A 14,609-nucleotide genomic window follows, 5' to 3' on the forward strand; every position below is an offset into this window, starting at 1 on the left:
TATATTTTTAAATTCAATCAAATTTATAAATTCTTTTGTAAAAAAGAAAATTTTTAACTTTTTATTTCAACTTTCTTCTATTTCTTTCCGAAATTATCAAAGTAAGTTCCCTTCCCGTTTGTCCAGCAACCGATGTGTTTTCTTGTGCACGTCTTATTAAATAAGGCATCACGTCTCTTACAGGTCCAAAAGGTAAGTATTTAGCAACGTTATATTTGTTGTCGGCTAAATTATAACTTATATTATCACTCATACCATATAATTGACTAAACCAAATGCGAGAATCGTCATTTGAAATGCCTTTTTCCTGCATCAAATTCATTAATAAATAGGAACTTTCTTCATTATGCGTGCCAGCAAAAATTGCCATTTCAGTAAGATTATCCAGCATGTAATTCAAACCTTCGTTAAAATTATAATCTGTAGCTTGTTTGCTTTCGCAAATTGGGTTTTTAAATCCTTTTTCATCTGCACGTTTGGCTTCTTTTTCCATATAAGCACCACGAACTAGTTTCATACCAATATGATATCCTTTTTCTTTTGCTCTTTGATGAAGTGCTTTTAAATAAGGTACTCTATCCCATCTATATAATTGTAAGGTATTAAAAATTAACGCTTTTTCGGTGTTGAATTGCTCCATCATTTTTTCAACTAAATCATCCGCAGCATCTTGCATCCAAGTTTCCTCGGCATCAACTAATATTTGAACGTCACTATCAAAGGCGTACTCACAAATTTTTTCAAATCGTGCCACTACTCTATTCCATTCATCTTGTTCTGCAGTGCTTAATGTTGCTTTTTTTCCTACTTTTTCATACAAATTAATTCTTCCTAATCCGGTTGGTTTAAAAACAGCAAAAGGGATTGCTTTGTTTTCTTTCGCAAAATCAATTGTTTTTAATGTCATTTTTAAACAAGCGTCAAACTGACCCTCTTCTTCTTTACCTTCTACGGAATAATCTAATACAGAAGAAACGCCTTTAATATACATTTTTGCCACCACTTGCAAACAATCTTGTTCGCTAACACCACCACAAAAATGATCAAATACGGTTTTTCTTATGATGCCTTCAACCGGTAAATGAAATTGTAAAGCAAAATTAGTTAAGGAAGTGCCTATTTTTACTAATGCCGGTTTCCCAATCATTTGAAATAAAAAGTGTGCTCTGTTTAATTCAGAGTTAGATTTAAGCGAAAATGCTTTTTCTGTATTGTTAAATATTTTATCCATTATTATTGAATTCATATTAAGGAATGCAAATATACTTATTGAACGAATGATTTCTCATATTTTTTAATTTATTTTGTGAAAAATTTATAAACTGTACAATGATACCTATTCAATCTGATAATTACACTATTTATTTTAATGAAGCAAGTTTTGTGTATTTAGAAAATCTGCTAAAAACAGAAACCTATTCTAAAATTTTTGTCTTAGTAGACGAAAATACAAATGAATATTGTTTACCTCATTTTTTATCCAATTTGCCAACAGAAATAGAAATAGAAATTATTGAAATTGAAGCTGGTGAAGAACATAAAAACATATACACGTGTATTGATTTATGGCATACTTTAATTGAATTAGATGCAGATAGAAAAAGCATTATGATTAATTTAGGCGGCGGCGTTATTACAGATATTGGCGGTTTTGTAGCAAGTACATATAAAAGAGGTATTGATTTCATTAATATCCCTACTACTCTTTTAGCTATGGTTGATGCTTCTGTTGGCGGAAAAACGGGTGTGGATTTAGGCAGCTTAAAAAATCAAATTGGGGTAATTAACGAACCAAAATCGGTTATTGTAATTTCTAAATTTTTAGAAACTTTGCCAACAAATCAAATGCGTTCTGGATTGGCTGAAATGCTAAAACACGGGTTAATTTATGATAAAGCATATTGGGATAAATTAAAAAACTTAAACGACTTAAATACAGATGATTTAGATGTTTTAATAAAACAATCAATTGAAATAAAAAACGAAATCGTTTCTCAAGATTTAAAAGAAAACGGTATTAGAAAAGCATTAAATTTCGGACATACTTTAGGGCACGCTATTGAAAGTTATTTCTTAGAATCCGAAGAGAAAAAACAATTGCTTCATGGCGAAGCTATTGCTATTGGAATGATATTAGAAAGTTATATATCGTATCAATTAAATTTAATTTTTAAAGAAGATTTTGCTGAAATAAAATATATAATTACAGATGTATTTGAAAAAATATCATTTGATGAATCTGACATCCAAAATATTATGAATTTGTTAGTTTTCGACAAAAAAAATGAGTTTGGAAATGTTCAATTTACTTTATTAAATAAAATTGGAGAAAGTAAAATCAATCAAAAAGTTGATGAATCATTGATTTTATTGGCGTTTGAAGATTATTTGAAGAATTAATTTTTTTTACATTTACTTCTTTTTTTAGTAATATTATTTTTACTTTTGCTCAACAAAAATGGCACGTATTTCAATTAATTAAATTAGTAATAGTCAAATGAATACAAAATATTCCGACCTTATCAATCAAACTTTCTATTTTCCACAGGAAGAATTTACTTTGAACAAAGATAATTTGCAATTTCACGGTATTGATTTGATGAAATTAGTAGAACAATATGGTACGCCATTGAAATTTACCTATTTACCGAAAATTTCTCAAAACATTAATAGAGCCAAAATGTGGTTTAGAAATGCTATGGAAAAGCATGGATATGAAGCGAAATATTTTTATTGCTATTGTACTAAAAGTTCTCATTTTGAATTTATTTTAAATGAAGCTCTAAAAAACAATATTCATATTGAAACGTCTTCCGCTTTTGATATAAATATTGTAGAAAACCTTATGGAACAAGGTAAAATCAATAAAAATTCTTTTATCGTTTGTAATGGTTTTAAACGTGATCAATATGTAACTAACATTGCTCGTTTAGTTAATAATGGGCATAAAAACACCATTCCTGTTATTGATAATTTTGAAGAATTAGATTTACTTCAAGAACAAATTGATGGTAAATTTAAAATCGGAATTAGAATTGCTGCCGAGGAAGAACCAAAATTCGAATTTTACACCTCTCGTTTAGGGATTGGTTATAAAGATATTTTACCATTTTACAGAAAACAAATTGCAGATAACAAAAAAGTAGAACTTAAAATGCTTCACTTTTTTATTAATGCAGGTATTAATGATACGGCATATTACTGGAACGAATTAGTAAAATGTTTAAAAGTTTACATTGCCTTAAAAAAAGAATGTCCTTCTTTGGATAGTTTAAATATTGGTGGTGGTTTCCCTATCAAAAATTCATTAGCTTTTGAATATGATTATCAATACATGGTAGATGAAATATTAAACCAAATAAAAATCGCATGTGATGATGCAGAAGTTGATGTGCCACATATTTTTACAGAATTTGGTTCATTTACAGTTGGTGAAGCTGGTGGTGTGTTGTACCAAGTTTTATATCAAAAAAAACAAAATGATAGAGAAAATTGGAACATGATTGATTCCTCATTTATTACTACTTTACCAGATACTTGGGCAATTAACAAACGTTATGTAATGCTAGCGGTAAATCGTTGGAATGACATTTATGAAAGGGTACTTTTAGGTGGTTTAACTTGTGATGGGGACGATTATTACAATTCAGAACAACACATGAATGCCGTATATTTACCAAAGTATAATAAAGAAAAACCATTATATATTGGCTTTTTCAATACAGGTGCATATCAAGAAAGTATTGGCGGTTATGGCGGTTTAAGTCATTGTATTTTACCACAACCCAAACACATATTAATTGATAAAGACAAAAACGGAATTTTTGCAACCGAAGTTTTTTCTGAACAACAAAATGCCGAACAAGTTTTAGAAATTTTAGGATACAACAAAAACAAAAACGATAATAAATAAACCCCATGAGTAAAGGACCAATTAGTCAGTTTGTAGAAAAACATTATTTACATTTTAACGCGGCTGCTCTAGTAGATGCTGCAAAAGGATATGAAACCCATTTATTAGATAACGGAAAAATGATGGTGACGTTAGCAGGTGCTATGAGTACAGCTGAGTTAGGAAAATCATTAGCAGAGATGATTCGTCAAGATAAAATTCATATTATCTCTTGTACAGGTGCCAATTTAGAAGAAGATATTATGAATTTAGTGGCGCACAATTCATACAAAAGAGTACCAAATTATAGAGATTTATCTCCAGAAGAAGAAAGAGAGCTGTTAGACAATCATTTCAATAGAGTTACAGACACCTGTATTCCTGAAGAAGAAGCATTTCGTCGTTTACAACAACATTTATTTGACATTTGGAATAAAGCAGATAAAAACAACGAAAGATATTTTCCGCACGAATTCATGTACCAAATTATTAATTCAGGGGTTTTAGAGCAATATTACGAAATTGATCCTAAAGATTCTTGGATGGTTGCCGCTGCAGAAAAGAACTTACCTATTGTTGTTCCAGGTTGGGAAGATAGTACTATGGGTAACATTTTCGCATCTTACTGCATCAAAGGGGAATTTAAAGCATCAACTACTAAAAGCGGTATCGAATACATGATGTGGTTGGCAGATTGGTATCCAAAAAATTGTACAGGTAAAGGAATTGGATTTTTCCAAGTTGGTGGTGGAATTGCAGGAGATTTCCCAATTTGTGTAGTGCCTATGCTATACCAAGATATGGAAATGCATGACATACCATTTTGGAGTTATTTCTGTCAGATTTCAGATTCAACTACAAGTTATGGATCATATTCTGGAGCCGTTCCGAATGAAAAAATTACTTGGGGTAAATTAGATATTGATACACCTAAATTTATCGTAGAATCAGACGCAACTATAGTGACACCTCTAATCTTTGCTTACATCTTAGGTTGGTAATAAGAAAAAAAAAGTTTTAAAAAAATTTAAATTTTAAAATTAGAATACTAAATTTGACAATTAAAATTGATTAAGGCAAACAAGAAATGAAGAGAGTAATTGTAGAGTACGCAAAATTAACAAACGAGATTTTAAACTTATTAGTTGAAAAATTTCCTGATGGATATGATGATTCGGATATTATTCGTTTCAAAAATGCTAAAAATGAGGCAATTGAGGCAGTTGAAGTAAAAACAGAAGATACTATTTACTTAGTAAAAGTAAGTATGAAATTGGCCGACAGAATTGAAAATTATGATGAAGAGGAAGACTTTATTACACCTGAAGTAAGTATAGATGCAATTAAAGATTTAGATATTGAGGAGGAGGATGAAGAGGAAGAGGAAGAAAAAATTGAATTAGATGATGAAGAAGATGCCGATGGAAATAAAATTAAAACAAATTCTGAAGAAGATGATTACGAAGATTAAAAAAAAACAAGCATAAAAAAATCCCGTTCTGATTTTATCAGAACGGGATTTTTATTTGAATTTATACGATTACAATTCTTTAAAAATCGTGTGCATCAATCGTTTTTTATCGTTAATGCTTTCTTCTAAAGAAATCATGGTTTCGGTTCTGTAAACTCCATCAATGTCATCGATTTGGAAGATAATATCTTTTGCATGAGCAGTATCTTTTGCTCTAATTTTACAGAAAATATTAAATTTTCCAGTAGTTACCGAAGCTACAGTTACAAATGGAATTTCGTTAATACGCTCTAAAACAAATTTTGTTTGCGAAGTACTATTTAAAAATATACCAACATAAGCTATAAATGAATAGCCCAATTTTTCATAATCTAACGTTAATGAAGAGCCTTTAATAATACCCGCATCTTCCATCTTTTTTACTCTAACATGAACCGTACCTGCAGATATTAATAATTTTTTAGCAATATCTGTAAATGGGATTCTAGTGTTGTCAATTAACATATCTAAAATCTGGTGATCTACTTCATCTAATCTAAACTTACTCATAATCAAACTGTTTTTATCTTTTATATCTTAAACTTTTATAATGTCGCCAATTTTAGGAAAGTTTCGATTTTCATATTCATACAATTTATTTTCAAAATCAATGGTTTGATGTGCGAAAAAAGTGTCTAAATTTTCAATCTGAATAATTTCAGGAATAAATGCAATATTTCCTTCTGTTAAAACTTCCTTATATTGAATTGCAAATTTAATATTTTTTTCTACATTATTATCATTTATTCTCACATTTTTGAAAATAAAATCATAAAAACATTTATTATTTTGATAAATATTCAAATAATTCCCCAAATCGTTGCTAACTATATCGTTTTCGTTAATAAATGAAATTGCAGCTTTTAAAGCGATGAAAACAAATTTTCTAACTTCGTCTCGATTATAATCATTTACATAATGTCCTGCTTCAAATAAAATAGTAGGATATCCCCTATTTGTAAAATAATCTCCGGTACAATTGATATTAAAAGAATCATCAAATCGTCCTACTTGATTGGGAATATATTTCTGTAATTCATTGTTAATACCAACAATTACTGCGGCAGCTTCTTTTCGAACCGAATTAAATGTACGATCTTCGTTATAGGATGCTGTTAGAAACGACATCGTTGCAGGTTTCTGACTCTCTACTAATCCAAATATAGTGCGTTGGTCGTGTAGATTAAAACAATAATCAGGAGTAAAAGTTTCTAAAACTGTTCGCAATACCTTACTTTCTGGTTGCGTGCAATCAAAAGCATCTCTGTTTAAATCTACGCCATTGGCGTTTTCTCTTGTATAAGCTGCTGCGCCGTCTGGATTTAATATCGGTATAATATAAAAGGTAACAAATTTTGAAAGGCTTTCAAACTCATTTTCGTTATGATGTAAAAAGTTTAAATAATCTATCAGACCTTTTGTTGTTGTACTTTCATTACCGTGCATTTGCGACCAAATCAAAATCTTAACCTTTCCTTCTCCAAATTGAATCGCTTTTATAGGCTGCTGTTTTACGGAAAACCCAACGCTTGAAATTTTAAATACAGAAGGTAAGGTTTCTAAAAAAGAATCTAAATGAGTAGCTGTTACGTATCTTCCTTGAATCGATTCGTACAGATATGTGGAGGCTATTTGTAAATTATCTTTCATATTACAAATGTAAATATATTTCGTTTTACATTTGTAAACAATAAAAACCACCAAATGAAACTGAAATATGCGGTTTTTTTCAGGTTAAATTTTACAAGTGTAAACATATTTTTATATTAGATACTAAATTGCTTAATTTCTGTTACTTAAATAGTGTTAAATAAACTATATATTTGTATATTTAATGATTATTTATGCTAAAATAAACGGTATTTCACTGTGTTTTAATAATAATTTGTTACATTTGTAAACAATATTTTAATTTTAATTCGGATGATAAATACAGACCACTTCGTAAAACGATTAGAAACCATTTTTGAATATTATGGTTTAACGGCCTCTCTTTTTGCAGATAAAATTAATGTACAACGATCAAGTATCTCTCACCTACTTTCTGGGAGAAACAAACCGAGTTTAGATTTTATATTAAAAGTAATTGAAAATTTTCCTGAAGTAGAATTATTGTGGTTACTAAATGGAAAAGGAAGTTTTCCAAAAGGAGAAATGGGTACTAACGAAAAATTAACTGTTTCGTCTGAAGAAAAAACAGAACAAGAAATCGATTTGTTTTCTCAAAAAACTTCCATATTTGAAACTCTTCCTGAAAAAAAATCAAATACACCAAAAATTGAAACCGAAGTCAAACCGATACATTCGGATTCAAAAATAGAACGAATTGTAGTATTTTATAACGATGGTACGTTTAAGAATTACACGCCTTAACGGGTATAACTAAAAGCAGGTACTTTACCTTTTATGGTTGTATACAAAGACTCTAAGTAAGCAGAATCTTTCTCAAAATCGTTAGTTATTGTGAAAGCATCAAAAACAATTACTTGTTTGTTTTCATAATCAAACGCAATAGGAATTATTGGCACATTTGCTTTTTGAGCAATATAATAATAACCAGATTTCCATTGTGTTACCTTTTTTCTGGTACCTTCTGGAGATAACGATAAGCGCATTACTTCTTTTGCATCAAATATTTTAGCTATGGAATCTACCTTATTTTCGTTTTTGTCCCTATTTAAAGGAATGCCTCCCATCCATTTTAAATAAGCACCCAACGGAAAACGAAACAATTCTTGTTTGGCTAAAAAATTAATTTCTATAGGATACGTTCCTCTAAAAAAAACACCAATAAAAAAATCAAACCAACTGGTGTGAGGTGCTACAATTAATACACATTTTTTAATTGAGGCATCAAAATTACCCTTGACTTTCCAGCCCATTATTTTAAAAAACAGTAGTCTATATAGAGAATGTTTCATTCTTTTACATTTTGAGAAAAAGCAAAAATAAAGTATATTTACGTAATTTATATGATGATGTTTAAAAAATTACTGAGTTACCTCTATCCTATCACAATTTACAGCAAATACTCTGCCATTAGCAAGACTATTGAAGTGACTTTATATAACGGGAAAACATTGTTAAATACTAAAAACACGAATTATTCTTTCGGAAGTTTGCAGTCAATATTAAAAAAAGGACTTTTAGATATTGGTGCAGCTGAAATTAGTAGAATGGAATCGGTATTAATTCTGGGTGTGGCAGGCGGAAGTGTCGTGCAAACGTTAGTTACTGATTTTTCGTTTTCAAAAAATATCACAGGCGTAGAATTGGATTCAGAAATTATACATATTGCCAATTCGTATTTCGGTTTAGATAAAATTAGCAATTTTAAATGTCTTATTCAAGATGCTGAACAATTTGTTCAAACAGATAAAAACCAATACGATTTACTAATTATTGATATTTTTAAAGATACTGAAATGCCTGAGTTTTTATTTCAAGAAAGCTTTATTACTAATTGTAAACAATTACTTAATAAAAACGGGTATATCTTATTTAATACGATGCATTTAAATAAAAGTAATCTTTCAAAAACAGAAGCCTATCTGTCGCATTTTGATTCGAATTTGTACGAAACAAAAGTGTTAAAGAACATTGAAAAATATAATGATGTTATTATAATTAAAAGTTTATAAAGCAATAAAACGAATTAAAAGATGCTTGATAACCAATTTATTTTTTGTTTGGAAGCTGTTTCTGATATCGAAAAGGTTACTGTTACCGATATTCAGCACCAATTAGAACGCTTGGCTCTGAATTACGAAATAGCCTCTATTTATAAAGCTTGCGATACAATTGAAGGTGTCGAAGAAAGTTTGTCGGCACTACTCTACGACGACCATAATTTCACGAATTATGAAATTATTTATTTGGTAATGCAAGGCGAAGACAATACCATTTGCATATACGATTACTATTATAGTTTAGATGAAATTGCTGAACTTTTTGAAGGAAAAATGAAAGGAAAAATCATCCATTTTGCCAATACCAAAACGCTTGAATTAACTAACGATGAAGCTCAGTTTTTCTTAGATGTAACGGGTGCAAAAGCCATTTCTGGTTATGGTGCAAAATACACCAATTTAAAAAGCTACAACTTAGATTTAGAATTTTTTAAATTGTTTCAAGATAACGAAAATATAGACGAAGTAGTTGAAACCCTTTTTGAAAAAAACTATGCCCTTTGTAAAGTATTAGATTTTAGGTTGTATTATTAAACTGTTCTTGTCCCTCTGGGTTTTTTGTCTTGCTGAACTCGTTTCAGCATCTCTTATTTTTCGCCAATTTTTTCTTTTAAAATTTTCTCAATTCTAAAGTAGATAGTTACATATCCAAGAATAAGGAAGAAAAGCAACAAAAACTCATTTTCATAACTAAAATAATCAAATAAAAAGGACACTATAACTAAAAACGAAAATAAAAAAATCATATAATTTGACGCATATTTATTCGCCATTATCCAATGTTCCGTACTTTTTTTAGCACTACCTAGTTGGTAACCAAAATAATAATTGGGTTGCTTTGGTGTAAAAAACTTCATAAAAACCCCAAGTAATAAAAGTGTTAGATAAATGAAATTCATAATTGTTTTTTAAAATTATTTGTTATAATTTATATTTCACCTACTCTTTGTTATAGTTCTCGTTTGCCTTGTTATTGTATCTGGTTAGCACACGAAAGGCTTTCGTATTTAAACCTGACAGGTTTCAAAAACCTGTCAGGTTTTTAAGCCGTAATCACGCGAAGGGATTCGCGTGGCAGCTGGGCGGGCTTTATATTTTGTTGACATTGACGTATAAATTTACATTCAAATATAAAAAAAGTACACCACTTTTATTGTAGTTTCTGTTTTTCTTTTCACTTTGTGGGCACGGATTGCAAATCCGCGCTATCCGTTACGAGACATATCCGAGCCATCGGGAGTTCACGTTTTTTTAATTCACGTTTCAAAATAATTCCAGGATGTATTCCTTTAAATTTTTCTATATAGGTTTTCATAGCACAAATGTAAACAAATTTGTTTACATGTTGCAAAAATATTAACTTCGTTTTGACATTCAATATAAACCAGCTTCGCAAAATCAGCAGACTTTTCAAAGTGGGTGATAATTCTAAGTTATCTACTAATCGAACGCGAAAGGATTCGCACACGAGCGGGGTTTTACAAAGCTTCTGATTTTTCAAAAGAAACAACTTTTTTTCTCATCATACCTTTATCTGCAAAATGTCGTGAAATTTCATAAGTTTTATTAACATAATCATTTTCGTGAGTATCTGGACCCCATTTATGGTAATAGATTAAAATTGATTTGCAATTTATATGTTCAAAAATTTCTTTTAACATTGTTCTATCTGACAACCCACAAGAATGACCCATTATACAAACTTGAAATTCATTTCCGTCGATAAAACGAATTAAATCTTGATAATTTGATGTCCTTAAATATTTAAAAGATTTAATATGTTCAAATAATTGATTTTCTTTCTTGTTTTCAAATTTTTTATATTCGTCATTATGCTCATCGCCAAAACCAAATATGATTGGATTATCGGGATTATTTAATTCTCCATGAATGAAATTAATACTTGTATTCTTTTTAAGATTAAGATGTTCTGCATAAACATTAAATGTTGGTGTATAATTAAAGTTTAATACATGAATATTCTCAATACAAGTAGGATAATCAGGATTAGAATCAATAAGTTGATCAACTGGGATATCCTCTAATAAAAAATCAAATTTTGCAGGATTCTGTATCGGGTTATCTGAAATAACAACTTCCCTTAAATAGTTCTCTAATTCTGTTTTTAAATATTCAAACTCTTGATTTAATTTAGAAAGATCATCTATCAAATTAGAGGAAGCATTTGACATTCTTAATAAATATGAAAAGTAATGATTCTCTAAATCTACCCATTTTTTGTGTTGATATGATTCGATAATTTCTTGAAAAAATTGACTTTTATATTTGATTGATATATTGCTGTCGCGTTTAGACTTTAATATATTTAAAACAATTATTAAATCATCAAGCGTTTCCATTTTTGGAAATCCATTAATACTTGATTTTGAATGTAATTCTATTAATTTGCCTTCATAAAACAGATTACTAAAAAAATCATTTAAAATTTTTTTTAAATAATAAAATAAGAAATCATTGTAGCTTGTTTTTAATTTATGCGATAAATCAAAACCATTACCTATTAACACTAATCTATTCATAAAATTACTTTTTACCTTTCTTCTCCTTCACAAACAACCCAGCCGTATATTTCTCATACAACTCAAATAAATATTCCATGCGTTTAGCTTCGCTGGTGAAGGCTTGTTTGCTATAGGCGGCATCAACGGCTTTGTCTAGTTCGTTATGGGCTTTTACCAAGGCGGGTGGCATAGTTAGTGGACTATACAAATCCGCTAATGAACTAGAAGGGAAAGAAGCCCTAACATCTAAAACAGTTTGTGCTTTTTCTTCAATAGTTTTAATTTGCTTTTCGTTTGGATTCTCTGGCCATGGATAGTTGTTGTAAACAATATCTTTTGAATATCTGAAGTCACTTTTCAATCTACCACAGGTAGTTTTAACCCAAGCCATATGCATTTTTGACATAAGTAACCCAAAATGATATTGGTTACCCAATGGGATTGACATACAAGTATCACTTACAATCGAATTTTTATCAAAAAAGCCAAAAGGTATATACGGTCTGTTTTCTGATGAAACTCTTGGTACCACTATAAATGTTTCAGGTCTATTTCTATCTCTGAATAAAGTTGGTGTGAGTGAAAATTTCTGGGTTGAGGGTGCAATACTATTTAATCGAAATTTTCTTACAAGCTCAACTCTTTTAAACACTTCTGATATTTTTTTGATTTCATTAGGTTCAGCATCAACAAGCCATAAACACCAACGATTACCTCCATTAAGAAATTAATAAGCAGAAATTAAAGGTTTTATAAATTTCTCCGCTTCAGGTTCTTTCAATAAAAACTCATTTTTTTCTGAATCTGATAAAAGCAAATGACCTCCATCCAAAGGCATATTACCAAAACTCATTTTTGGAACATTACATATTGGATTAGATTTTTTTTCAATTAATATATCTTTTGCATCTACTAGATATGGATTGATATTTTTTACTTTGAGTTCGTGAGCTTCTCCTTTAATATCTTCATATTCAAATATTCTTTTATTTGTTGAATCATAATTTGCGAAACCAACTATAACACAATAGACAGCAGCATTTCCTTTTGCTTCATTGCTCCATTTAAAAGTGCGATGTGCAAAATGAATTTTAATTCCATATTTATGTAGCATTTGTCCCCATAAAATACTTGTTTGTTCACCTTGAACAATAGAATTAGTAGAGACAAAAGCTACTTTTGTTGTAGTACCTTGAATATATTTAGCGGCTTTTAAATACCAACCTGTTACATAATCTAAAACGCCACTTCCTTGACTATTTTCAAATTCTTTTACAATTTGATTTCTTTGGAATTGGGTCATAATTTTTGAACCAATAAAAGGAGGGTTACCTATTATATAATCGTAACGTATTTTTTCTTTTGTATAATGTGGTGGAAAATCTGTTGTACTTGCAATTTCTTTAGCATCTTTTGCAATTACATTTACTGTTCCATACTCTGAAATAGGCTCATTAAGTACTTTAAAATTAAGTTGATCTGCTTTTAATGTAATTTCATCAACAACTTTTAAAGTTTCCCAATTCACTTCTAAAGCATCACCATGCACTATTTTAGCGGATTTTTTCAATGGCAAACGGGCAAAGTATTGTCCAAATTCATTGCTAATTTGCATGTTCATTTGGTGGTCAATTAACCACATGGCTACTTCGGCAATACGTGCTGGAAATTCTTCGTATTCAATACCGCACATCATATCTACATCCAGGAGCATTATTTCTCCAACATCTAAAATTCCTTGCCCAGATTTGTATGTTGCTCGTAAAATTTCTAATTCTAACAAACGTAATTCACGGTAGGTAATCAATAAGAAGTTTCCACAACCACAAGCGGGGTCTAAGAATTTGAGTTGGCTAATTTTTTTATGGAATTCGGGAAGTTTGTTTTTATTGCCTTTGATAGTTTCAAATTCTGCCCATAATTCATCTAAAAACAAGGGTTTAATCAGTTTTAAGATATTGCTTTCACTGGTGTAATGCGCTCCTAAGTTTCTACGTTCTTTCGGATTCATGACACTTTGAAACATGGAACCAAATATAGCCGGTGAAATTTTACTCCAATCGATGTAACAACAATCTAACAAGGCTTGGCGCATTTTGCTGTCAAAACTTGCCATTGGTAAAATTTCTTCAAATAATTTTCCATTTACATAAGGGAAATCATTCAATTGCTCGTCTAAATTCTTAAATCGTTTGTCTTTTGCCGTATTTAATACTTGAAACAATTCTTGTAGTTTGGAAGCTAAATCACTTCCATCTTCAGCAGTTCTATTTTCAATGTAGTCTTGAAGTTGTTGCTTTTCAAAAATGGTCGTGTCTTCTGCAAACAAACAGAATAAAATGCGAACCAAATAGACTTCTAATGGATGTCCTTCATAACCAATTTCTTCTAATCGGTCATGGAGTTTTCCCATTAATTCTGCTGCTTTTATATTAGCAGGGTCTTGCTCTTTAAAAGTTTTCTTTTGATAACCTAAAAGATAACCGAAACTTTGAACGTTATGAATTAATTCATCTAACGTAAATTGTAACGTGGTTTGCTCTTCGGTATCGTATAATCTGAAAAAATGAAAATCACATACTAGAACGTATTTTGGTAATTCGTTTTGTTTTAAACCGTGAGTGTAATCAATGGCTTGTTGAAAGGCTTTGTCCAGGTTTTTACCCCGACTTTTCATTTCCACTAAAATAGTTCCTTTCCAAAGTAGGTCGATGTAGCCATCGGCATCGGATAGTTTCTTTACTCGGTGTTCAAACGTTCCAATCTTTTTACGGGTAATTCCAAAAACCTCAAAAAAAGCGTCTAAAAAGGGTTTAGCATCCGCTTCTTCATTAGTGGTATCTTTCCATTCTTTGGAAAATTTAACTGCTCGGTCTTTTATTTCGTTCCAGCTTAATGCCATAGTTATATTAATTTAATGTACCTAAAAGAAGAATTAAATTCTGTTTAAACAACTCAATTCCAGAGTGATTGGGTTTAATTTTAAGAAAGGCTTT

At 30.1% G+C, this 14,609-nt stretch carries 13 protein-coding genes and 1 pseudogene; 7 read left to right on the forward strand and 7 right to left on the reverse strand.

Features of this window, described 5'->3' with window-relative positions; all coding sequences use genetic code 11:
* Nucleotides 1–61: 61 nt before the first annotated feature.
* Nucleotides 62–1,231: a proline dehydrogenase family protein gene (locus tag ABWP78_RS05265; RefSeq protein WP_353169777.1), complete on the reverse strand. Its 1,170-nt coding sequence runs from the start codon at nucleotides 1,229–1,231 to the stop codon at nucleotides 62–64.
* Nucleotides 1,232–1,329: 98 nt separating this feature from the next.
* Here ABWP78_RS05265 and aroB point away from each other — a divergent pair, with 98 nt between their 5' ends.
* From aroB to ABWP78_RS05285, 4 genes are all read left to right on the forward strand, one after another.
* On the forward strand, nucleotides 1,330–2,400 hold the full coding sequence (aroB, locus tag ABWP78_RS05270) for a 3-dehydroquinate synthase (RefSeq protein ID WP_353169730.1): 1,071 nt from the start codon (nucleotides 1,330–1,332) through the stop codon (nucleotides 2,398–2,400).
* 97 nt (nucleotides 2,401–2,497) lie between these two features.
* Entirely contained in the window at nucleotides 2,498–3,913 is a 1,416-nt protein-coding gene (locus ABWP78_RS05275; protein ID WP_353169731.1) for a type III PLP-dependent enzyme domain-containing protein, read from the forward strand.
* A gap of 5 nt (nucleotides 3,914–3,918) precedes the next feature.
* The gene (locus ABWP78_RS05280; protein WP_353169732.1) at nucleotides 3,919–4,893 is read left to right on the forward strand and encodes a deoxyhypusine synthase family protein; all 975 of its coding nucleotides are present in this window, start codon (nucleotides 3,919–3,921) and stop codon (nucleotides 4,891–4,893) included.
* Between the two features lie 86 nt (nucleotides 4,894–4,979).
* Nucleotides 4,980–5,363, forward strand: coding sequence for a DNA primase (locus ABWP78_RS05285; protein ID WP_353169733.1), 384 nt, complete (start codon nucleotides 4,980–4,982; stop codon nucleotides 5,361–5,363).
* A gap of 69 nt (nucleotides 5,364–5,432) precedes the next feature.
* On the opposite strand, the gene ABWP78_RS05290 is transcribed toward ABWP78_RS05285, so the two are convergent.
* Both ABWP78_RS05290 and ABWP78_RS05295 read right to left on the reverse strand, forming a co-directional pair.
* Nucleotides 5,433–5,912 carry an Lrp/AsnC family transcriptional regulator gene (locus ABWP78_RS05290; protein WP_353169734.1) on the reverse strand — a complete coding sequence of 160 codons (480 nt, stop codon included), beginning with the start codon at nucleotides 5,910–5,912 and terminating at the stop codon, nucleotides 5,433–5,435.
* A gap of 27 nt (nucleotides 5,913–5,939) precedes the next feature.
* On the reverse strand, nucleotides 5,940–7,052 hold the full coding sequence (locus ABWP78_RS05295) for a M14 family zinc carboxypeptidase (RefSeq protein ID WP_353169735.1): 1,113 nt from the start codon (nucleotides 7,050–7,052) through the stop codon (nucleotides 5,940–5,942).
* Nucleotides 7,053–7,325: 273 nt separating this feature from the next.
* Here ABWP78_RS05295 and ABWP78_RS05300 point away from each other — a divergent pair, with 273 nt between their 5' ends.
* On the forward strand, nucleotides 7,326–7,775 hold the full coding sequence (locus ABWP78_RS05300) for a helix-turn-helix domain-containing protein (protein ID WP_353169736.1): 450 nt from the start codon (nucleotides 7,326–7,328) through the stop codon (nucleotides 7,773–7,775).
* Here ABWP78_RS05300 and ABWP78_RS05305 read toward each other — a convergent pair.
* Nucleotides 7,772–8,323: a 1-acyl-sn-glycerol-3-phosphate acyltransferase gene (locus ABWP78_RS05305; protein WP_353169737.1), complete on the reverse strand. Its 552-nt coding sequence runs from the start codon at nucleotides 8,321–8,323 to the stop codon at nucleotides 7,772–7,774. The two genes, ABWP78_RS05300 and ABWP78_RS05305, sit on opposite strands and share 4 nt — an antisense overlap.
* A 159-nt stretch (nucleotides 8,324–8,482) precedes the next feature.
* Here ABWP78_RS05305 and ABWP78_RS05310 point away from each other — a divergent pair, with 159 nt between their 5' ends.
* Together ABWP78_RS05310 and ABWP78_RS05315 are read left to right on the forward strand one after the other, a co-directional pair.
* Nucleotides 8,483–9,043, forward strand: a complete 561-nt coding sequence (locus ABWP78_RS05310; RefSeq protein WP_353169738.1) for a spermidine synthase — start codon at nucleotides 8,483–8,485, stop codon at nucleotides 9,041–9,043.
* A 21-nt stretch (nucleotides 9,044–9,064) separates the two neighbouring features.
* Nucleotides 9,065–9,625 (forward strand): DUF6642 family protein, encoded by a 561-nt coding sequence (locus ABWP78_RS05315; RefSeq protein ID WP_353169739.1) that lies wholly within the window; start codon nucleotides 9,065–9,067, stop codon nucleotides 9,623–9,625.
* Between the two features lie 53 nt (nucleotides 9,626–9,678).
* Here the strand turns inward: ABWP78_RS05315 and ABWP78_RS05320 are convergent, their stop codons facing one another.
* From ABWP78_RS05320 to ABWP78_RS05335, 3 genes and pseudogenes are all read right to left on the reverse strand, one after another.
* Complete coding sequence (locus ABWP78_RS05320) at nucleotides 9,679–9,990, reverse strand: SdpI family protein (protein WP_353169740.1); 312 nt, start codon at nucleotides 9,988–9,990, stop codon at nucleotides 9,679–9,681.
* 579 nt (nucleotides 9,991–10,569) lie between these two features.
* Nucleotides 10,570–11,631, reverse strand: coding sequence for an AbiH family protein (locus ABWP78_RS05325; RefSeq protein ID WP_353169741.1), 1,062 nt, complete (start codon nucleotides 11,629–11,631; stop codon nucleotides 10,570–10,572).
* A gap of 4 nt (nucleotides 11,632–11,635) precedes the next feature.
* Nucleotides 11,636–14,515 (reverse strand): annotated as a pseudogene (locus tag ABWP78_RS05335) (DNA methyltransferase).
* Between the last annotated feature and the right edge of the window lie 94 nt (nucleotides 14,516–14,609).

The organism is Flavobacterium sp. (assembly GCF_040402955.1).
GTDB lineage: Bacteria > Bacteroidota > Bacteroidia > Flavobacteriales > Flavobacteriaceae > Flavobacterium.